17 protein-coding genes and 1 tRNA gene are annotated in these 20,913 nt (G+C 69.3%); 10 read left to right on the top strand and 8 right to left on the bottom strand.

The features are described from left to right. Positions 1-100: 100 nt before the first annotated feature. Positions 101-1,288: an aminotransferase-like domain-containing protein gene (locus JHD63_RS07460; protein ID WP_198970118.1), complete on the top strand. Its 1,188-nt coding sequence runs from the start codon at positions 101-103 to the stop codon at positions 1,286-1,288. On the opposite strand, the gene bla is transcribed toward JHD63_RS07460, so the two are convergent. Further along, positions 1,285-2,181, bottom strand: a complete 897-nt coding sequence (gene bla, locus JHD63_RS07465) for a class A beta-lactamase (RefSeq protein ID WP_198970119.1) — start codon at positions 2,179-2,181, stop codon at positions 1,285-1,287. The two genes, JHD63_RS07460 and bla, sit on opposite strands and share 4 nt — an antisense overlap. A 135-nt stretch (positions 2,182-2,316) precedes the next feature. On the opposite strand from bla, the gene JHD63_RS07470 reads away from it, so the two are divergent. Both JHD63_RS07470 and JHD63_RS07475 read left to right on the top strand, forming a co-directional pair. After that, positions 2,317-4,620 carry a penicillin-binding protein 1A gene (locus tag JHD63_RS07470; RefSeq protein WP_198970136.1) on the top strand — a complete coding sequence of 768 codons (2,304 nt, stop codon included), beginning with the start codon at positions 2,317-2,319 and terminating at the stop codon, positions 4,618-4,620. Between the two features lie 22 nt (positions 4,621-4,642). Next, positions 4,643-4,963: a DUF6172 family protein gene (locus JHD63_RS07475; RefSeq protein WP_198970120.1), complete on the top strand. Its 321-nt coding sequence runs from the start codon at positions 4,643-4,645 to the stop codon at positions 4,961-4,963. 6 nt (positions 4,964-4,969) lie between these two features. On the opposite strand, the gene JHD63_RS07480 is transcribed toward JHD63_RS07475, so the two are convergent. Continuing rightward, positions 4,970-6,247: a DEAD/DEAH box helicase gene (locus JHD63_RS07480; RefSeq protein ID WP_198970121.1), complete on the bottom strand. Its 1,278-nt coding sequence runs from the start codon at positions 6,245-6,247 to the stop codon at positions 4,970-4,972. Between the two features lie 5 nt (positions 6,248-6,252). Continuing rightward, a complete protein-coding gene (locus tag JHD63_RS07485) occupies positions 6,253-6,480 on the bottom strand; it encodes a hypothetical protein (RefSeq protein WP_198970122.1) in 228 nt (75 codons plus the stop codon). A gap of 91 nt (positions 6,481-6,571) precedes the next feature. On the opposite strand from JHD63_RS07485, the gene JHD63_RS07490 reads away from it, so the two are divergent. Next, the gene (locus JHD63_RS07490; protein WP_198970123.1) at positions 6,572-6,904 is read left to right on the top strand and encodes a hypothetical protein; all 333 of its coding nucleotides are present in this window, start codon (positions 6,572-6,574) and stop codon (positions 6,902-6,904) included. 105 nt (positions 6,905-7,009) lie between these two features. Here the strand turns inward: JHD63_RS07490 and JHD63_RS07495 are convergent, their stop codons facing one another. From JHD63_RS07495 to mfd, 3 genes are all read right to left on the bottom strand, one after another. Then, positions 7,010-7,996 (bottom strand): glycerophosphodiester phosphodiesterase family protein, encoded by a 987-nt coding sequence (locus JHD63_RS07495; protein WP_198970124.1) that lies wholly within the window; start codon positions 7,994-7,996, stop codon positions 7,010-7,012. A 76-nt stretch (positions 7,997-8,072) separates the two neighbouring features. Next, positions 8,073-8,783, bottom strand: a complete 711-nt coding sequence (gene serB, locus JHD63_RS07500) for a phosphoserine phosphatase SerB (protein WP_198970125.1) — start codon at positions 8,781-8,783, stop codon at positions 8,073-8,075. Continuing rightward, complete coding sequence (mfd, locus tag JHD63_RS07505; protein ID WP_198970126.1) at positions 8,780-12,262, bottom strand: transcription-repair coupling factor; 3,483 nt, start codon at positions 12,260-12,262, stop codon at positions 8,780-8,782. Before mfd ends, serB begins: the two co-directional genes overlap by 4 nt. A 130-nt stretch (positions 12,263-12,392) precedes the next feature. Between mfd and ispD the strand changes: the two genes are divergently transcribed. Together ispD and ispF are read left to right on the top strand one after the other, a co-directional pair. Next, positions 12,393-13,184 (top strand): 2-C-methyl-D-erythritol 4-phosphate cytidylyltransferase, encoded by a 792-nt coding sequence (gene ispD / locus JHD63_RS07510; RefSeq protein ID WP_198970127.1) that lies wholly within the window; start codon positions 12,393-12,395, stop codon positions 13,182-13,184. A 13-nt stretch (positions 13,185-13,197) separates the two neighbouring features. Next, entirely contained in the window at positions 13,198-13,674 is a 477-nt protein-coding gene (gene ispF, locus JHD63_RS07515; protein ID WP_198970128.1) for a 2-C-methyl-D-erythritol 2,4-cyclodiphosphate synthase, read from the top strand. On the opposite strand, the gene JHD63_RS07520 is transcribed toward ispF, so the two are convergent. Together JHD63_RS07520 and ompR are read right to left on the bottom strand one after the other, a co-directional pair. Next, positions 13,660-15,147 carry a sensor histidine kinase gene (locus tag JHD63_RS07520; protein WP_198970129.1) on the bottom strand — a complete coding sequence of 496 codons (1,488 nt, stop codon included), beginning with the start codon at positions 15,145-15,147 and terminating at the stop codon, positions 13,660-13,662. The two genes, ispF and JHD63_RS07520, sit on opposite strands and share 15 nt — an antisense overlap. 81 nt (positions 15,148-15,228) lie before the next feature. Then, complete coding sequence (ompR, locus tag JHD63_RS07525) at positions 15,229-15,960, bottom strand: osmolarity response regulator transcription factor OmpR (protein WP_198970130.1); 732 nt, start codon at positions 15,958-15,960, stop codon at positions 15,229-15,231. Between the two features lie 183 nt (positions 15,961-16,143). Here ompR and JHD63_RS07530 point away from each other — a divergent pair, with 183 nt between their 5' ends. From JHD63_RS07530 to JHD63_RS07545, 4 genes are all read left to right on the top strand, one after another. Further along, on the top strand, positions 16,144-16,848 hold the full coding sequence (locus JHD63_RS07530; RefSeq protein WP_198970131.1) for an SIMPL domain-containing protein: 705 nt from the start codon (positions 16,144-16,146) through the stop codon (positions 16,846-16,848). 155 nt (positions 16,849-17,003) lie between these two features. Then, a complete protein-coding gene (locus tag JHD63_RS07535) occupies positions 17,004-17,951 on the top strand; it encodes an alpha/beta fold hydrolase (RefSeq protein WP_198970137.1) in 948 nt (315 codons plus the stop codon). After that, entirely contained in the window at positions 17,948-20,164 is a 2,217-nt protein-coding gene (locus JHD63_RS07540) for a RelA/SpoT family protein (protein WP_198970132.1), read from the top strand. Before JHD63_RS07535 ends, JHD63_RS07540 begins: the two co-directional genes overlap by 4 nt. 76 nt (positions 20,165-20,240) lie before the next feature. Further along, positions 20,241-20,317 (top strand) — tRNA-Val (locus tag JHD63_RS07545). Positions 20,318-20,913: the final 596 nt, after the last annotated feature.

The following is a 20,913-nucleotide window of genomic DNA, read 5'->3' on the forward strand; positions in this document are numbered from 1 at the left end:
ATAGCTATCATTTATATAGCAAACCGCGTCGGCCCAAGCCCGCGGCGCCGCGCGACAATATGCCGCAGCGTTTCCCTCCATCACCAAAGAGGCCCTCTCCATGCGATTCGCCGACCGTCTTCAGAAAGTCGAAACCTCCGCCATCCGCGAACTCTTCAAGCTGCTGGGCAAGCCCGGCATCATCAGTTTTGCCGGCGGCTTCCCGGACAGCGCCATGTTCGACGTCGAGGGCCTGCGCGAAGCCAGCGCGCGGGCACTGGGCGAGGAGGCCGGCAGCGCGCTGCAGTACGGCGCCACGGAGGGCTACGACCCGCTGCGCGAGCAACTCGCGGCCTTCATGCAGGCCAAGGGAGCGGACGTGGCGCCCGCCGGCCTGATCGTCACCACCGGCAGCCAGCAGGCGCTGGACCTGCTGGGCAAGACCATGATCAGCCCCGGCGACAAGGTGATCGTCGAAGGCCCGACCTTCCTCGCCACCATCCAGTGCTTCCGCCTCTATGGCGCCGAGCTGGTCAGCGCCCCGATCGACGCGCACGGGGTGCAGACCGACCGGCTGGAAGCCCTGATCGCCGAGCACCGCCCGAAGTTCGTCTACCTGATCCCGACCTTCGGCAATCCCAGCGGCGCCCTGCTCAACCTGGAGCGCCGCCGCAAGGTGCTGGAGCTGGCCGTCAAGTACCAGACGCTGATCGTCGAGGACGATCCCTATGGCGACCTGTACTTCGGCGAGGCGCCGCCGCCCTCGCTGCTGGCGCTCAGCAAGGAAGTGCCCGGTAGCCGCGAACTGCTGGCCCACTGCGGCAGCATGAGCAAGGTGCTGAGCCCGGGCCTGCGCGTGGGCTGGATGATCGCCCCGCCGGCGCTGCAGGCCAACGCGGTCATGTGCAAGCAGTTCAGCGACGCCCATACCAGCACCTTCGCCCAGGCCACCGCCGCCCAGTACCTGAAGGCCGGGCGCATGCCCGCCACGCTGGCGCACGTGCGCAAGGTGTACGGGCAGCGCGCCCAGGCCATGGGGCAGGCGCTGCAGCGCGAACTGGGCGAGGCCGTCAGCTTCACGCAGCCGCAGGGCGGCCTGTTCTTCTGGGCCCGGCTGACCGGGGCCGGCGGCAGCACCCGCGACGCCGGCGAGTTCGCCCGCAGGGCCATCGAGCAACTGGTGGCGTTCGTGCCCGGCGCGCCGTTCTACGCCACCGCGCCCGATGCGTCCACGCTGCGCCTGAGCTTTGCCACGGCCGACGTGGCGCGGATCGAAGAGGGCATCCAGCGGCTCAGGAATGCGCTCTAGGCCAGGGACGCCGCGAGCCGGCCCACCTCGGCCAGCGTCCGCTCCCGCACCGCCACCGGCGCCGTGGTGCCGGTGAGGTAGCCGCACACCAGCAGCGGCGCCCGCCCGCCCGGCGGCCAGAGCACGCCCACGTCGTTGTGGGTGCCGTGGCCGCCCGTGCCGGTCTTGTCGCCCACGCGCCAGCCCGGGGGCAGCAGGGCGCGCAGGCGCGCGTCGCCGGTCTTGTTGGCCAGCAGCCAGCGGTTCATCTGCTCCCGGGACGCGGGCGACAGCGCATCGCCCAGGGCGATCCTGTGCAGGCTGCCCAGCATGGCCGCCGGCGTGGTGGTGTCGCGCGGATCGCCCGGCGTGGCCTCGTTGAGCTGCGGTTCGATGCGGTCCAGCCGGGTCTTGTCGTCCCCCAGCGTGCGCAGGTAGGCGCTCAGGCCCCGCGGGCCGCCGAAGCTCGCGAGCATGAGGTTGGCGGCGGTGTTGTCGCTGAGCGTGACGGCCGTCTCGCACAGTTCCGCCATCGTCATCGGCGCGCCGCCGATGCGCGGCTGCGTCGCGGGCGAGTAATCGACGATGTCCTGCGCCCGTACTTCGACCCGGCGGTCCAGCCGCTCGCGGCCCTGGTCCACGCGCGCGAGCACCAAAGCCGCGGCCAGCAGCTTGAAGGTGCTGCACATGGGGAAGCGTTCGTCCTCGCGGTAGCCGTGGCGCGCACCGGAGGCGGTGTCGAGCACGGCCACGCCCAGGCGGCCGCCGCTGGCGGTCTCGATGCGGCGCACCTCGTGCTGGAACGAGGCGGCCGGTGCGTCGGCGCCCGCGCCCCGGACTCTCTGGGCGCAGCCGCTGCCGGCCAGGGTGAGCACAAGCAGGCCGGAGGCGTGGGTGAACTGGCGTCTTTTCATCTTCACTTGCAGGAATTCATGGGCGGGGCGCGAATGATGCACTACGCCTTCCGAAGGCCGCAGGGCATGGCGGGTGCCGGCGCGCGTGCCCGTTTTACAAGTCTGTTGCATCCGCCGCCTAAGATGCCGCCCTTGATGTCTTCCGTATTCGCCCGTTCCTCCCATTTCCTGGCCCTGCAGGGGCGCCGCGCCTGGGGCGCGGCGCGTGCGCACCCGTGGCGGGTGGCGGCTGCGCTGCCGGCGCTGTTGCTGGTGTACCTGCTGTTGCTGATCCCGTTCACGCCCAGCATCGGCGACATCCGCAAGGCCAGCGACGAGAAGCCGGCCGTGCTGCTGTCGGCCGACGGCAAGGTGCTGGCCGAATTCCGGCGCGCCAACCGGCAGTGGGTCAAGCTGGCCGACATCTCGCCGCATGTGATCACGGCGCTGTTGTCGACCGAGGACCGGCGCTTCTACCAGCACCACGGCATCGACATCAAGCGCACGCTCGCGGCCATCGCCCATACCGCGCGCGGCGACCGGCAGGGCGGCTCCACCATCACGCAGCAGCTCGCGCGCAACCTCTATCCGGAGCAGATCGGCCGTTCGGTCAGCCTGACGCGCAAGGCCAAGGAGGCGATCACCGCGCTGAAGCTCGAGGCGGCGTACTCCAAGGAGCAGATCCTGGAGACCTACCTCAACACCGTGCCCTTTCTTTACAACGCCTATGGCATCGAGATGGCGGCGCGCACCTACTTCGACACCTCGGCCGACAAGCTGGACGTGCTGCAGAGCGCCACGCTGATCGGCATGCTCAAGGGCACCAGCTACTACAACCCGGTGACCAACCCCGAGCGCGCGCTGGAGCGCCGCAACCTCGTGCTGGCGCAGATGGCCCAGCGCGACGGCCTGGCGCCGGCGCAACTGGCGGCACTGCAGAAGAAGCCGCTGAAGGTGGACTTCGAGCGCCAGGACGAGGCCGTGGGCCCCGCTCCCCACATGGCGCGGCAGCTGCGGCGCTGGCTGATTGACTGGGCCGACCGCAACGGCTACGACATCTATTCCGACGGCCTGCGCGTGCAGACCACCATCGACTCGCGGCTGCAGGACTACGCCAACCGCGCGGTGCAGCGCCAGGCCGACCCGTTGCAGAAGGCCGCGGCCGCGCACTGGGGCCCGCGCGCCTGGACCCTGCGGCGGCCCGTGGTGCAGGCGCTGCTGCGCGAAACGGCGGCCTACAAGGCCGCGCGCGATGCCGGCCTGGACGACGCCGCAGCGCTCAAGCAGGTGCTGGCCGATGGCGAGGCGATGCAGGCGCTGCGCGAGGACAAGATACGGCTGCAGGCCGGCTTCCTGGCGCTGGACCCGCGCAACGGCCAGATCCGCGCCTGGGTGGGCAGCCGCGGCTTCGCCGAAGACCAGTTCGACCATGTGCAGCAGGCGCGCCGGCAGCCGGGCTCGACCTTCAAGCCCTTCGTCTACGGCGCGGCGTTCGCGCAGGGCATCGACCCGAACGAAACCTTCATCGACGGCCCGGTCGATATCGACCTGGGCAACGGCCAGGTCTGGCGGCCCACCGACGGCAACGAATCCAGCTTCCAGCCCATGACGCTGCGCGACGGCCTGGCGTTCTCGCGCAACACCATCACCGCGCAGTTGATGCAGCAGGTCGGCCCGGCCAAGGTGGCCGCACTGGCGCGGGCGCTGGGCGTGCGCCAGAGTAGGCTCGAAGAGGTGCCCTCGCTGGCCCTGGGCACGAGTTCCGTCACGCTCAAGGAAATGGTCGCGGCCTACGGCAGCATTGCCAACGGCGGCAACTACGTCGCGCCGCTGCTGGTCACGCGCATCGAGAACAGCGAGGGCGCGGTGCTGGAGCAGTTCCAGCCCGCCGCCCCCGAGCCGGCGCTGGACCACGCGGCCGCGCAGAAGCTGATCGACGCCATGCGCGGCGTGGTGGACCGCGGCACCGGCGCCGGCCTGCGCGCGCGCTTCGGCATCCAGGGCGACGTCGCCGGCAAGACCGGCACGACCCAGGACAACACCGACGGCTGGTTCATCCTGATGCACCCGCAACTGGTGGCCGGCGCCTGGGTCGGCTTCAACGACAGCCGGCTGAGCATGGGCGATGCCTGGGGCCAGGGCGCGCGCAGCGCGCTGCCCATCGTCGGCGACTTCATGCAGGCCGCCCTGCGCGCCAAGCTGCTGGACGCCAGCGCCCGGTTCGACGCGCCGCGCCAGCCGCCGCCCCCGGCCCCGGCCGAGGAGCCCCCGGCCGCGCCGCCCGAGCCCCTGGCGACCGGCGCGGCGGCCGTGGGGCCGTCGGAGGGGCGCGCCATGACGGCGGTCACCCCGGTCGTGGTCGATTCACCCGCGCCGCAGCCGGCGCCCTTGGTGGAGCAGGGCGTAGTCGTCTCGCCGGTCCGGGCCGCCACTCCCGGGCCGGCCCTGGCGCCCCCATGAGCGAGGGGCGGTACGATCACCCATGAAGAAAACTTTTCAGATCACCATCGAAGGCAAGAACCGCGACCGGGTTCTGGATGCCGTCAAGCACGAGATCCGCAAATACATCAAGCGCGAACGCCGCCGCGAACTGCCGCCGGGCGTCGACTACTGGGACTTCGATTGCCGCTTCGGCCTGACAGAAGAAGCCGCCGAACGCGTGCACCTGGCCAACCTCACCGCTCTCATCGATGCCGCCGCCCGCGACGCGGCAGACAGTTTCTACGTCGAAATCCTGGCCACGCACGGCGTGCGCCGGGCGCGGCCGGTGGAGGCCGCGGGCGAGGCGGCCGAGGGCGGGTAAGCCGCGCTACGCCTGCCCGCGTGCCGCCGCGGCACGCAGCTTGTCTTTCTTGCTGGGGCGCTTGCCCTTGATGCCGCCGGTGCCGGGTGCCTCGGCGGCTTTTTCCTGGGGCTCGACCTCGGTCGGCTCGAAGCCCGCGATCTGCTCGCGCGGCAGGCTCAGGTGCTGCCGCTTCTCGATCAGGCGCATGTGCGCCTCGGTGGCGGCGCTGACGAAGCTGACCGCCACGCCGCTTTCCCCCGCGCGCCCGGTGCGGCCGATGCGGTGCACGTAGTCGACCGCCGAGCGCGGCAGGTCGTAGTTCACCACCGCCGGCAACTGCAGGATGTCGATGCCGCGCGCGGCCAGGTCGGTGGTCACCAGCACGTCCCAGCGGCCGGCCTTGAATTCCTCCAGCACCTGCCGGCGCGCGCCCTGGCTCAGGCCGCCATGGAAGGGCGTGGCGAACAGGCCGTTCTTGTAGAGCTTCCAGGCCACGTGCTCGGTGGCGTACTGGGTCGCCACGAACACCAGGGCACGGCCGGGGCCGCCGGCAACGCCCAGGCTCTGCGGGCTGTCGGCCCTCAGAAGGTGGCGCAGCAACTCGGTGCGCCGGCCGGCATCGACCTGGATCACCCGCTGCAGGATGGCCGGCGCGTCCTGCGGCGTGGCCGCCACTTCCACCCGCACCGGCTCCTGCAGCAGGCCGGCGGCCAGCGTTTCGACCGCAGGCGCAAAGGTGGCGGAGAAGAACAGGTTCTGGCGCCGCGCCGGCAGCAGCGCCAGCACGCGATGGAGTTCCTCGGCAAAGCCCAGGTCCAGCAGGCGGTCGGCCTCGTCCAGCACCAGCAGTTCGACCGCCGACAGGCGCAGCGCGTTGTGCTGCACCAGGTCCAGCAGGCGGCCGGGGGTGGCCACCACCACGTCGGCGCCGCCGCGCAAGGCCATCATCTGCGGGTTGACCGAGACGCCGCCGAACACCACGGCGACCTTGGGCGGCTGCGGCAGGCCCTGGGCCAGGCTGCGCAGCACCTCGCCCACCTGCGCCGCGAGTTCGCGCGTGGGCACCAGGACCAGCGCCCGCACGCGCCGCGGCGTGTGGCGGGGGCCTTCCTGCAGGCGCTGCAGCAGCGGCAGGGCAAAGGCCGCCGTCTTGCCGGAGCCGGTCTGCGCGCAGCCGAGCACGTCGGCGCCCCGCAGCACGGCGGGAATGGCCGCGGCCTGGATCGGGGTGGGCGTGAGAAAGCCGAGGGTGCCGGCGGCATGGACCAGCGCCGGGGCAAGGCCGAGTGAGGGAAAAGGCATGGGGATCAGGGCGAGCGGTGCAGCCGGGGCGCGGACAAGGCGTCGATGTTGTCGCGCACCGCCACCTCCACGTCGGGCCAGCGGCCGGCGCTCTGCTGGGCGGCCAGGGCGGTCTGCAGCGCGCGCAGATCCTTCACGCTGGGGGCGACCTTGATCTGCGCAATGGCGGCCGGCGTGTTGCCGCCCTTGACCAGCGCGAGCACCTTGCCCGCCCATTCGTTGGCTCGCGCCATGGATTCCCCTGAGATTGAGTGTCGAGCCCCCGATTGTCCCAGACCGGCCGCCGCCCCTTGCATCCGGCGCGCGCGCCCCCAGTTGCCGTGCATGAACACCACCCATGCACTTTCATCCAACGCTGTCGTGCTGGCCGGGTTGCTGGAACGGCTGGAGGCCGCCGGCCCGAGCGACGCAGGCCAGTACCGCGACGTGGTCGCCCGCCTGACGGCCGAACTGGCCGACGTGGCACATGACGCCGCCCTCGACCGGCTGCTCGACGCATCGCCCGCGGCGGCGCTGCTGTACGAAAACCTCAACTACCAGCACGCCGGCCTGTGCCGCTCGCTGCTGGATGCCTCGCTCGCGTCCGAGAAGCTGGCGCGCGAAGCCATCGGGCGCGCCATGCGCACGGCGGTGCAGGGCTCGGGCGGGCGCTCGTGATGGCGGCGGCGCCGCCGCCTGTCTCGATTGAAAATCCAGGTGAAAATGGGCTGAAGCCCAGATTCCATCTGGGCTTTATGCTATATAAAATATAGCAATATGCGCTCAGCGCGCCTTGACGAACGCGTCGCGCGCGCGCACGGCCAGGTCGGTGTAGTTGCTGAACATGCCGTCCATGCCCATGTCGAGGTACTGCTTGTACTCTGCCGCGGCGGCGGAGGGTTCGGTCTGGGCAAAGGTCCAGCCATGCACCTTGAGGCCGGCGGCATGGGCCTGGGTGATGAAGTCCTTGCTCACGTTGTAGGCGGGGGTGTTGATCACCACGCCGACGCCCTCGGCAAACGTCGCCACGTCCTTCAGCTCCAGCAGCTTCACGCCCGTGGCGCCGATGACCCCCATGCGGGCCACGCCGTCGGTGCCGGTCATGGCCGCGCCGAGCAGGATCATGGGCATGCGCCTGTTCTGCGCGTTCTGCTTCGCGCGCAGGCTGCGCACCGTGGCGTCGCTGAACGACTGTATGAACACCTTGCTCCGCGCGTCGTAGCCGTTGGCCGCGAGGGTCTTGAGGATCGCGTCCTCCATCACCGGATCGGCCTGCTTGGCCTCGGGATAGATGCCCACGGTGCGTCCGGTGAGCGCGCTCTGCCGGCGCGCCAGGTCTACGACTTCCTGGAAGGTCGGCACTGCCCATGGCGTGGCCGCGCTCGGCGTGTAGCCGGGGTAGCTGGCCTTGCCGGTGCCCGTGGGCTGGACGGTCAGCGTCTTGATCTCGGCCAGCGTGAAGTCGGACACCAGGTACTTGCCATTGCGCTTGGCAAACAGGCTGGCGACGTTGGTGGTGCGCTCCAGGGTGTCGTCGTGCATGGCGACCAGCGCGCCCTCCCTGGTGAGCTGCAGGTCGGGCTCGATGTAGTCCGCGCCCAGGCGCACCGCCAGCTCATAGCCGCCCAGCGTGTGTTCGGGCAGGTAGCCGCTGGCGCCACGGTGGGCGATGACCACCGGGATTTCGGGTTGGAGTGAAGCGCCGCCGCCACAGGCGCTCAGGCCCAGCGTGGTGATGGCGAGTGCGATCAGCAGGGCGCGGGCGTGCATGGGCGTGTTCCTCGTTTCGAGTGGTTGTCACGAATGTCGAGTGGCCCCGTGACCGCCCGATGACACGGGCAGCGCGTCAGCGCCCCAGCAGTTCCAGCAGCCGGTCGAGGCCGCCCTCGTTGATGGCGACCATGGCCTGCGCGCGCACCCTGGGCTTGGCGTGGTAGGCGACCGACAGGCCGGCCGCGGCCATCATCGGCAGGTCGTTGGCGCCATCGCCGACGGCAATCGCCTGCTGCGGCGCTATGCCCAGCAGCGAGGCGACTTCGAGCAGCGTGCGGCGCTTCTCCGCGCCGTCGCAGATGTCGCCCCAGCTCTGCTCCACCACGCGGCCGGTGAGCAGGCCGTTGGCTTCTTCCAGCAGGTTGGAGCGGGCGAAGTCGATGTCCAGCCGCGCCTTCACCCGGTCCGCGAAGAAGGTGAAGCCGCCGCTGACCAGCAGCGCCTTGAGCCCGGCCGACTTGCAGGCCGCCACCAGCTCGGCCGCGCCGGGCGACAGCCGCAGGCGCTCGTCGTAGACCCGCTGCAGCGCTGCCACCGGCACGCCCTCGAGCAGCGCCACGCGGCGGCGCAGGCTCTCCTTGAAGTCGGCGATCTCGCCGCGCATCGTGGCCTCGGTGATGGCGGCGACCTCGGCCTTCTTGCCGATGACGTCGGCGATCTCGTCGATGCATTCGATGGTGATCAGCGTCGAATCCATGTCGAACGCGATCAGCCTGAAATCCGCCAGGCGCAGCGGCGGCGTGACGCGTTGCAGGACGAGGCCGGGGGCGAAATCTTGGCTCATGCGAGCGTGGGTTCCTCAGAGGTGATCGGTTGGCCGAGGCTGCGCAGCACGTCGCGCACCTGCTGCGCGCGCTCCTTGGGGTCGGGCAGCTCGCGTTCGATGCGCAGCTTCTCGTTGCCGGCGAGCTTGATGTGCCTGTTCTTCTGGATCAGCGCGATGATGCGCATCGGGTCCACCGGCGGGCTGGGGCGGAAGGTGATGCTGGTCACGCCCGGCGCGGCGTCGACCTTGACCACGCCGTAGGGCTTGGCCAGCACGCGCAGCCGGTGTACGTCGATCAGGGTCTGCGCCTGGGGGGGCAGCTTGCCGAAGCGGTCGACGATCTCTTCCAGCAGCGCGTCGACCTGCTCGCTGGTCTTGGCCGTGGCCAGCTTCTTGTAGAAGGACAGGCGCAGGTGCACGTCGCCGCAGTAGTCGTCGGGCAGCAGGGCCGGCGCGTGCAGGTTGATCTCGGTGGTGGCCGACAGCGGCGCCAGCAGATCGGGCTCGCGGCCGGCCTTGAGCGCCTTCACCGCTTCGCCCAGCATCTCGTTGTAGAGCTGGAAGCCGATCTCCATCATGTTGCCGCTCTGGCTCTCGCCCAGCACCTCGCCGGTGCCGCGGATCTCCAGGTCGTGCATGGCCAGGTAGAAGCCCGAGCCCAGCTCCTCCATCTGCTGGATGGCGTCGAGCCGCTGCTGGGCCTGCTTGGTCAGGCCCTCGATGTCCGGCACCATGAGGTAGGCGTAGGCTTGGTGGTGCGAACGCCCCACGCGGCCGCGCAACTGGTGCAGTTGCGCCAGGCCGAACTTGTCGGCGCGGCTCATGACGATGGTGTTGGCGGTCGGCACGTCGATGCCGGTTTCGATGATGGTCGAGCACAGCAGCAGGTTGTAGCGCTGCGCCACGAAGTCGCGCATGACGCGCTCCAGCTCGCGCTCGGGCATCTGGCCGTGGGCCACGGCGATGCGGGCCTCGGGCAGTATCTCTTCGAGCTTCTGGCGCCGGTTCTCGATGGTCTCGACCTCGTTGTGCAGGAAGTAGACCTGCCCGCCGCGCTTCAACTCGCGCAGCACCGCCTCGCGGATCACGCCGGTGCCTTCGTTGCGCACGAAGGTCTTGATCGCCAGGCGCCGCTGCGGCGCGGTGGCGATCACGGAGAGATCGCGCAGGCCTTCGAGCGCCATGCCCAGCGTGCGCGGGATCGGCGTGGCGGTCAGCGTGAGCACGTCGACCTCGGCGCGCATGGCCTTCATCGCCTCCTTGTGGCGCACGCCGAAGCGGTGCTCCTCGTCGATGATGAGCAGGCCCAGGTTCTTGAACCGGACCGATTCGCTGAGCAGCTTGTGCGTGCCCACGACGATGTCCACGCTGCCGTCGGCCAGGCCCTTGGCGGCGGCGCTGATCTCCTTGGCGGAGCGGAAGCGGCTCATCTCGGCCACCTTCACCGGCCACTTGCCGAAGCGGTCCACCAGCGTCTGGTAGTGCTGCTCGGCCAGCAGCGTGGTGGGCGCCAGGAACGCCACCTGCTTGCCGCCGGTGACGGCGACGAAGGCCGCGCGCAGCGCCACCTCGGTCTTGCCGAAGCCCACGTCGCCGCAGACCAGCCGGTCCATCGGGCGCGGGCTGATCATGTCCTGGATCACGGCGTGGATGGCGGCGCGCTGGTCGGCGGTCTCGTCGAAACCGAAGTCGTTGGCGAAGATCTCGTACTCGGCCGCGGCATAGCGGAACGCGTGGCCCTCGCGCGCCGCGCGGCGGGCGTAGATGTTGAGCAGTTCGGCCGCGGAGTCGCGCACCTGCTCGGCGGCCTTGCGCTTGGCCTTTTCCCATTGGCCCGAGCCCAGCTTGTGCAGCGGCGCCTCGTCGGCGCTGACGCCGGTATAGCGGCTGATCTGGTGCAACTGGCTCACCGGCACGTAGAGCGTGGCCTTGTCGGCATATTCCAGGTGCAGGAACTCCTGCATGGCGGGCGTGCCGTCGGCATTGCGGCCCTGGCCCAGGTCCATGTTGACCAGCCCGCGGTAGCGGCCGATGCCGTGCGCGGCATGCACCACCGGGTCGCCCACATTGAGTTCGGACAGGTCCTTGATCAGCGCCTCGACGTCGCTGACCTGCTCCTGGCGGCGGCGCCGGCGCGTGGTCGGGCCTGCTGCGAACAGTTCGGTCTCGGTGACGAAGTCGATGCCGCCTTCGATCCAGGCGAAGCCGGTGACCAGCGCGGCCGTGGCAATGCCCAGCTTCTCTTCGCCCATGGCCTCGAACTCGGCCAGCGAGTCGAAGGCCGGCGGGCTGACGTTGCTCGCGCGCAGGAAGTCGAGCAGGCTTTCGCGTCGGCCATCGCTCTCGGCCAGCAGCAGCACGCGATGGCGCGTGGCGCCGATGTGGGCCTTGAGCCGCGCCAGCGGGTCGTCCGCGCCGCGCAGCACCGAGAGGTCGGGCAGCTTCTGGAAGTGCGGGTTGTCGGCCACGTCCTCGACGCCGCAGCGCAGGGCGAGCTGTGCATGACGGTTGGCGCGGGCGTGGAACTGCTCGCTGGAGAGAAACAGCGCATCGGGTGGCAGCACGGGGCGCTCCGGATCGCCCTGCACCAGGCGGAACCGGTCCTTGGCATCCAGCCAGAAGCGCTGGAATGCCGACTCCAGGTCGCCGTGCAGCACCACCGTGGCGCTGTCGCCCAGATAGTCGAACACGGTGGCGGTGTCGTCGAAGAACAGCGGCAGGTAGTACTCGATGCCGGCCGTGGCCACGCCCGCGCCCATGTCCTTGTAGATGCGGCTTCTGGTCGGGTCGCCCTCCAGCAGTTCGCGCCAGCGGTGGCGGAACTTGGCGCGCGCATCCTCGTCCATCGGGAACTCGCGCCCCGGCAGCAGGCGCACCTCGGGGACCGGGTACAGGCTGCGCTGGGTGTCCGGGTCGAAGGTGCGGATCGAGTCGATCTCGTCGTCGAACAGGTCCACCCGGTAGGGCACCGGCGAGCCCATCGGAAACAGGTCGATGAGGCCGCCGCGCACCGCGTATTCGCCGGGGCTCACCACCTGCGTCACGTGGCTGTAGCCGGCCAGGGTGAGCTGGGCCTTGAGCCGAGCCTCGTCGAGCCGCTGCCGGACCTTGAAGTGGAAGGTGTAGCCCGCCAGGAAGGCCGGCGGCGCCAGCCGGTACAGCGCCGTGGTGGCGGGCACCACGACCAGGTCGGCCTCGCCCTGGCTGATGCGCCAGAGCGTGGCCAGGCGCTCGCTGATCAGGTCCTGGTGCGGCGAGAAGGTGTCGTAGGGCAGCGTTTCCCAGTCGGGGAACAGCGCGCAGCGCAGCTCCGGCGCGAAGAAGGCCAGCTCGTCGATCAGCCGCTGGGCATCGGCGGCATCGGCCGTGACGATGGCGGTGCGCTGGCCCGCTGCCTTCTCCCGCAGTCCGAGCCGGGCCAGCAGCAGCGCGTCAGCCGAGCCGGGCGGGCGTGGCACCGAGAAGCGTTTTCCGGGGGCGATGCGCGGGAGATCCATGGGAGGGTGCGGGAGGTTCTGGAAAAGCTTCGTACAAACAGGAACACCCCCCGGCGCGAGGACGGGGGGCGTGTCATCCTAAGAGCCCGATTCTAGAATGGCCTCTTTTCGCCGGCCTCGCGCCTCATCCATGCCCTTGTCCGATCCCCCGGCACCTGCCGCTGTCTCTCCGCGTTTCTGGGCGCTGATCCCCTGCGCCGGCGTGGGGGCGCGGGCGGGCGGCGAGGGGCCCAAGCAGTACCGGCCGCTGGCCGGGCAGGCGCTGGTCCTGCATACGCTGGAGGCTTTTTCCTCGGTGTCGCGGCTCGCCGGCGGCCTGCTGGTGGTGGCGCCGGACGATCATTTCTTCGACGGCCGGGAACTGCCCAGCCCGCAATGGTGGGTGGCGCGGTGCGGAGGCGCGACGCGGGCGGTGAGCGTGGCCCACGGCCTGGAGGCATTGGCAGGGCGGGGCGCCGCGCCGCAGGACTGGGTGCTGGTGCATGATGCCGCACGCTGCCTGGTCACGGCCGCGCAGATCGATGCGCTGATCGATGCCTGCGCCGCCGATCCGGTCGGCGGCCTGCTGGCGCAGCCCCTGGCCGACACTCTCAAGATCGCCGTGGCCGACCGGGTCGAAACCACAGTCGAGCGCCGGGGCAAGTGGCTGGCGCAGACGCCGCAGATGTTCCGCATCGGCATGCTGTCCCAGGCGCTGGAGCGCGCCGGAGCCCAGGTCACCGACGAGTCCAGCGCGATCGAAGCCATGGGCCTGCGGCCGCGTCTGGTGCCCGGCAGCGCGCAGAATTTCAAGGTCACCTGGCCCGAGGATTTCGCTCTGGCCGAGGCGGTGCTGGCCAGCCGCCGGCACGCCGACACGGTCGGCCGCTTCGGCGGCCCGCGCGGCGAGGCATCGTTGTTGCCTGCGAAGACACATTTCTGAAAAGTCGACTTCCATGAACATCCGCATTGGCGAAGGCTGGGACGTGCACGCTCTGGCGGCCGGCCGCAAGCTCATCCTGGGCGGCGTCGAGATCCCGTACGCGCTGGGCCTGCTCGGCCACTCCGACGCCGACGTGCTGCTGCACGCCATCACCGACGCGCTGCTGGGCGCGGCCGCGCTCGGTGACATCGGCACGCACTTCCCCGATACCGACGAGCGCTTCCGCGGGGCCGACTCCACCGTGCTGCTGGCCGAGGCCGCCCGCCGCGTTCGCGCCGAGGGCTGGCGCATCGGCAACGTCGACAGCACGGTGGTCGCGCAGGCGCCCAAGCTCATGCCGCACATGCCCGCGATCCGGGCCCGCATCGCCGAAGTGCTGGCGCTGGAGGTGGGCCAGGTCAACGTCAAGGCCAAGACGGCCGAGAAGCTCGGCCCCGTGGGCAAGGGCCGCAGCATGGAAGCGCGCGCGGTGGTCCTACTGCTTGGGTAGCGGCTTGCGCGCGACGCTCTGGCGCCAGGAACGCTTCTCCGGGGGCTGCGCCGGGGCTGGCGTGCCCTCGCCCGTGGCACGCGTGAGGACGATGCGTGCGTTCAGTCCTCCGGTGGGCGCATTGCTCAGCGTGAAGCTGCCCCCCATGCGCCGTACCGTCTTGTCGACGATGGACAGGCCCAGGCCGGCGCCGGTGGCCGAGGTGCGGGCGGTATCGCCGCGGAAAAAGGGCTTGGTCAGACAGGACAGTGTCTCGGGCGGAACGCCGAGGCCATGGTCGCGCACGGTCATCACCAGCGAGTCGTCCCGCAGATGGGCCTCGATGTCGACTTCAGCCACGTCCAGCCCCGGCGACTTGCCATAGCGCCGCGCGTTCTCGATCAGGTTTGACACGACGCGAGCCAGTTCAGTGCCGTCGGCCATGGCCCGCAGGTCATCGGGCACGTCGACGCGGATCTGCAGCTCGTCATGGTCTTCCACCGCATAGACGCAGGAGGCCACCACGTCGGCCAGCACGACCGGCCGCAGGTTTACGTGGTCCGGGCGGGCATAGTCCAGGAACTTGTCGATGATGGCGTCGAGCTGCGCCATGTCGGCCACCATGTGGTCGCGCGCATCCTCGTCGGCCACGCTCAGTTCGGTCTCCAGCCGCAGCCGCGCCAGCGGCGTGCGCAGGTCGTGCGAGATGCCGGCGAGCATCACGGCACGGTCCTGCTCCAGCTGTGCCAGCCGCCGCGCCATGCGGTTGAAGCCCAGGTTGACCTCGCGGATCTCGCTGGTGACGGCCTGCTCGTCTAGGTGGCTGCCCGCAAAGTCGCCTTCGCGCACGCGGTTGGCCGCCAGCGACAACTGCTTGAGCGGGCGGTTGATCAGCCGGGCAATGGCGGCGGCCCCCGCCAGCGACAGCGCGGCGGCGGTCACCAGCCAGATCAGCCAGGTCTTGCCGCCCGCGGGGCTGAAGCGCGCGCGGTCCAGCAGCAGCCAGTTGGAATCGCCATTGATGGCAAAGCCGACCCACAGGCCTTCCTCGCCGTTGACCGACTTGGCAATGACGGTGCCTCGGCCCAGGCGCTCCACCAGCTCGTCGGTCATGCGGCGGCCCAGCGCGCTGTTCTCCAGCGGCTCGAAGGTGTCGCCGGGCTCGCGTGGAAGGATGCGCACGCCTTCCTGGTCGGCCATGGTCTTGATCAGCGAGACGCGGGCAATGGCGTCGGCGTGGATCAGCGCGGCGCGGCTCAGATTCACGAGCGAGGCGATCTGCTGGGCCGTGTGCAGCGCACGCGGCTCGAACTCCAGCGCGCGCAGGGTCTGCAGCCATGCCAGGATGCTGCCCACGAGCAGCACGGCGAGCAGGAAGAAGGTGCGCCAGAACAGGTTCAGCCCGAAGCGCGGCGGGCGTGCTTCTTCCGGCGCCACGCCCGCATCCCGCGGTGAGGGCTCCTTGTTGGGAATGTCGTGGGCGATCACTGCCATGGCGCAAAACGCGCTGCATCCTGAAGATGATGGGGCCTGGAAGCAACGGGGCCGTGCCGCGACCAAAGCCGACTCCCTCTATCAGCCCGCTCCGTCCGGTACGAAGACATAGCCCACGCCCCACACGGTCTGGATGAAGCGCGGCGCGGCGGCGTCCACTTCGACGAGCTTGCGCAGGCGCGACACCTGCACGTCCAGGCTGCGGTCGAAAGGCTCGAATTCGCGGCCGCGCGCCAGCAGTGCCAGCTTTTCACGGGAGAGCGGCTGGCGCGGGTGGCGCACCAGCGCCTTGAGCATGGCGAACTCGCCGGTAGTGAGCGGCAGTTCCTCACCGTTCTTCTGCAGGGCGCGCGTGCCCAGGTCGAAGGTGAAGGGACCGAAGTTCACCACCTCGTTGTCGCCCGAGGGGGCGCCAGGCGCTTCCTGGGGCGGCCGGCGCCGCAGCACGGCATGGATGCGCGCCAGCAGCTCGCGCGGGTTGAAGGGCTTGCCGAGGTAGTCATCCGCCCCGACCTCCAGCCCCACGATGCGGTCAACGTCCTCGCCTTTGGCCGTGAGCATGATGATGGGAGTGCGGTCGTTGGCGGCACGCAGGCGCCGGCAGATGGACAGACCGTCCTCGCCCGGCATCATCAGGTCAAGCACGATCAGGTCGACGGTATCGCGCAGCAAGATGCGGTTTAGCGCCTTGCCGTCCTCCGCCACCATGACTTCGAAGCCTTCCTGGGTGAGATAGCGGCGCAGCAGGTCACGGATGCGTGCGTCATCGTCGACCACCAGAATCTTGTCGGTACGGGCTGCAGGTTGGGCCATGGGCGTTTCCAGGAATTTGTAACAGCGGCCATTTTGTGGGCGTAAAACGGGTCCGTGGGCATTTTCTTGACTCAATGTTACAAGTCTTGCGCAGCGGCGCAGGTAGTTGCGGCACGTCGGGCAACATCGCTTCAGTGCATTTCAAACGCATGTTCTTTTTCTTTGATCGCAACCGGAGTTTCAATGACACCCATCCGCCGACTGAGCATTCTTGCCGCCGTACTGGCCTGTGCCATGCCCGTACTCGCCCAGACCCTGCCGCCACCGCAGAACGTGATCCAGCTGAGTGCCGACGCCCAGGCCGAGGTGCAGCAGGACCTGCTCAACATGGTGCTCACCACGACCAAGGAAGGGGCCAACCCCGCCGCCGTGCAGGCGCAGCTCAAGACCGCCCTGGACGCGGCGCTCGGACTGGCGCGCGGCGAAGCCCGGGCGGGCCAGATGGACGTGCGCACCGGCAACTTCAGCCTGAGCCCGCGCTACAGCAAGGAGGGCCGCATCGCCAGTTGGCAGGGTACCGCCGAGCTGGTGCTGGAAGGCCGCGATTTCGACCGCATCACGTCTACCGCGGGGCGCATCAGCACCATGACGCTGGGCCGCGTCGGCTTTGGCCTCAGCCGTGAGCAGCGCCTGAAGGCCGAGGCCGACGTGCAGTTGCAGGCGATCGAGAATTTCAAAGCCAAGGCAGCCACCCTGGCGCGCGGCTTCGGCTTCAGCAGCTACACGCTGCGCGAGGTGTCTGTGAACTCCAGCGATTCCTCGCCCATGCCGGTTCCGCGCATGATGGCCATGGCTGCCAGGGCCATGGAGGCAGACGCTCCGGTGCCGGTCGAGGCGGGCAAGAGCACCGTGGTGGTCAACATCTCGGGCTCCGTTCAGTTGCAGTAGCCGGCCGGACTTCCCGCAGCCGCGTTCTCTTTGGAGGGCGCGCGCTTTGCCCCCAGGTTCCGGAGGTGCCATTCCGGATCCATTAGGATGCCACGCAGGTTCTGACGGCTGCGGTTTCGCAGCGTGGGCCGGCCGTCTGGTGATCCGCGATGCATATCCTTGAACCTCAGTTGAAATTCGTTTCCTGCCCCGGCGCAGCCGGGGCGCCCCGTGGTGCCACGCCGCATGACGGCAGCCATCGGATGGCCTATTGGGAGTGGAATGCGACCGGCGATCCCCAGCATCCGCATGTCGTGGTGTGCGTGCATGGGCTCTCGCGGCAGGGCCGCGATTTCGACGTGCTGGCGCGGGCCCTGGCTCCGCATGCCCGCGTGGTCTGCCCGGACGTCGTCGGGCGGGGCCGCAGCGATTGGCTGCAGGACCCGCAGGGCTATGCCGTGCCTCTCTATGTCGCGGACATGATGGCGCTGCTGGCGCAACTTCAGGCGCGCGCGCGGGTGGAGACGCTGGACTGGGTCGGCACCAGCATGGGTGGGCTGATCGGCATGGGCCTGTGTGGTCAGCCGGGCCTGCCACTGCCGCTGCCGGTGCGCCGGCTGGTGCTCAACGACGTCGGCCCGGCCATCCAGTGGCAGGCCTTGCAGCGCATCGGCCAGTATCTGGGGCAACCAGTGTGCTTTCAATCCCTGGAGCAGGCCGCCGAGGCATTGCGCCTGCTGTCGCTGAGCTTCGGCCCGCACAGCCCCGAGGAGTGGCTGGCGCTGTCTCGGCCGATGGTGGTGCCCGCCGATCCCGCTGCGCCGGCGGCCGGACTGGTGATGCACTACGACCCCGCCATCGCCGTGCCCTTTCGGAGCATGACACAGGAGGGCGCGCAGCAGTCGGAGGCGGTGCTGTGGGCGCTGTACGAGCACATCCAGGCCGAAACCCTGCTGCTGCGCGGCGCGGAGTCGGACCTGCTCTCATCGTCCACCGCGCAGGCCATGACCCGGCGTGGACCCCGGGCGCGCGTGGTGGAGTTCGCAGGCGTTGGTCATGCCCCCACCCTGGTGGCGGCTGCGCAGGTGCAGACGGTCACCGACTTCCTGCTGCGGTCCGAATGAAGAGCGTGCCGGGTCCCCACGCGGCTGGCGCAGCCGAGGGCGTGTCCAACCTCATCGTGGCGACGGCGCATGCGCTGCCCGAACAGAAGCAGGCGCTGGCGCGCGCCCGTGCCTTTGCCGAGCCCTTCCTGACCAACGAAACCCTGGATTCGGGACAGAACACGCTGGCGCATGCGGACCATGTATCGGACATCCTGCTGGGCATCGGCGGCTCCGAGGCGATGCGTGCGGCCAACTACCTGGTGCACGCCTGCGAACATCTCGCGCGGCCGCAGGAGACCATTGCGCGTGCGTTCGGCGAAGAATACGCCGCACTGGCCGTGGAGACCAACCGGCTCATCCACGTACAGCGGCAGGCGCGTGGAGCGGCATCGTCTGCGCAACTGGTCGACGATCCGGCCGTGCAGACCGAGAACGTGCGCAAGATGCTGCTGGCCTTCTCCCGCGACCTGCGCGTGGTCCTGCTGCGGCTGGCATCACGGCTGGAGACGCTGCGCTATTGCGCCGCGACCAAGACTCCCATGCTGCCCAGCCTGGCGCGCGAGTCGCTGCATGTATTTGCTCCGCTGGCCAACCGCCTGGGCATCTGGCAGATCAAGTGGGAGATGGAAGATCTCGCCTTCCGGTTCCTGGAGCCCGATACCTACCGCGAGGTGGCGCGGCTGCTCGACGAGAAGCGCGCGGAGCGCGAACTCTCCATGGAGCAACTGCGCGGCGGCCTGGAGGCAGAGTTGCGCCAGCGCAGCATCGGCGCCACCGTGCAGGGGCGGCCCAAGCACATCTACAGCATCGTGCGCAAGATGCGGGGCAAGTCGCTGGGCTTCGATCGGGTGTTCGACATCCGGGCGCTGCGCGTCATCGTGCCAACGGTAAAGGACTGCTACGCGGCGCTGAGCTGGGTGCACGAGCGCTTCCGGCCCATCGTCGAGGAGTTCGACGATTACATCGCCAAACCCAAGGCCAATGGCTACCAGTCGCTGCACACGGTGGTCCGCGACGATGCCGGCCGCCCGATCGAGATCCAGATCCGCACGCAGGCCATGCACGAGCACGCCGAGCACGGGGTGGCGGCGCACTGGGCCTACAAGGAGGCAGGCCAGAAGGGCTATGCCGGCGTGTCCGCCAGCAGCGACTACGACGCCAAGATCGCCGTGCTGCGCCAGTTGCTGGCGTGGGAGCGCGACCTGGCCGGCGGACAGCAGGGCAAGGGCCTGTTCGAAGACCGCATCTACGTGCTCACGCCCGATGCCGCGGTCGTCGAACTGCCGCAGGGGGCGACGCCGGTGGACTTCGCCTACGCGGTGCACACCAGCATCGGCCACCGTTGCCGCGGCGCGCGCCTCGATGGGGTCATGGTGCCGCTCAACACGCCGCTGCAGAACGGCCAGACGGTGGAGATCACCGTGGCCAAGGAAGGCGGGCCGTCCCGCGACTGGCTCAATGCCGGCCTGGGCTACCTGACCAGCCATCGTGCCAAGGCCAAGGTGCGGGCCTGGTTCAATGCGCAGATCGCGCACGAGAACGTGGCGCGCGGCCGCGAGGCGGTCGAGAAGATGCTGCAGCGGGAAGGCCGCACGGCCATGAAGCTGGATGACCTGGCCGCGCAACTGGGCTTCAAGACCTCGGACGATCTTTTCGAAGCGGTCGGCAAGGACGAGTACTCGCTGCGCAACATCGAGACGCTGCTGCGCCCGCCCGAGCCGGTGCTGGAGCCGGACGACTACCTGCTGCTGAAGAAGTCGCGCGGCGCCGGCACCACGCCCAAGGGCGGGGTGCTGGTGGTCGGGCTCGATTCCCTGTTGACCCAACTGGCCAAATGCTGCAAGCCGGCGCCTCCGGACGACATCCGCGGTTTCGTCACCCGCGGCAAGGGGGTGAGCATCCACCGCGCCGACTGCAACAACTTCCGGGAAATGGCCGCGCGCAGCGCCGAGCGCGTGATCGAGGTCGAATGGGGCGTGCCGAAGAAGGAAGCCGGCGAGGTCTACCCCGTGGACGTGACCGTGGAGGCGAGCGACCGCCAGGGGCTGCTGCGCGACATCTCCGACGTGTTCGCGCGCGAGAAGACCAACGTCGTGGGCGTGCAGACCTTGTCGGTCAAGGGCACGGCGTGGATGACCTTCACGGTGGAAGTCGCCGATTCGGGGCGGCTGCAGAAGGTGCTGTCCATCGTCGCGGCAGTACCGGGGGTGCGCTCGGCGCGGCGCCGATGAAGGGCTCGCGCGTCTTCGTCGATGCCTCGCCGGAAGCAGCGATTTATGCTGCTACAATCTCATCTTTAGACGACTTAGGCGCGTAGCTCAGCTGGTTAGAGCACCACCTTGACATGGTGGGGGTCGTTGGTTCGAGTCCAATCGCGCCTACCAAATTTGGTAGATACCCAAGTCAAAAAAAGCCCTCTAGGATCAACGTCTTAGAGGGCTTTCTCCTTTGTGGCTCCGAGGGCGTGGGGCTTTATTGGGGCTGGTCTGTTATCCGGTTGCCAGCTTCAGATGTGCTGGGGCTTATGTCGTTGCCTCGAATGCTTCGGCCAACCTCGCCCGAGCGAAGCCGCCATCAGCAGCCGGCAGCCACTTCGCATAGGTCTGCTCGACCTGACTCGGCGTCGTGTGGCCCATCTGGGCGCTGGCGTAGGCGCCAGCCTGGAGCAGCAGAGTGGCGAACGTGTGGCGAGTGCAGTAAGCCCGACGGGGTTCGATCTTCAGCGCCTTGAGGGCGGGGATCTAGACGTTCTCGCGCGGCCTGCGGCCGTCGTGCCAGCGTCTGTCCGTCCATGGATTCTGAAAGACCTCTTTTCCATCTCTCTTTGTCCATGGGTCCATCGCCGCCAGGGCCTTAGGGCAACGCTGAACAAGTCCCTCGCGTGTCGCGCATCCCTGCTGTGGGCGGTCTGCGGCGTTGCAAATCCTCGCCATAGCTGCGGCTATGGCTGCGGTTTGCGCCTTGCATCCCATCCCACACC

This window comes from Xylophilus sp. ASV27 (assembly GCF_016428875.1).
GTDB lineage: Bacteria > Pseudomonadota > Gammaproteobacteria > Burkholderiales > Burkholderiaceae_C > Xylophilus.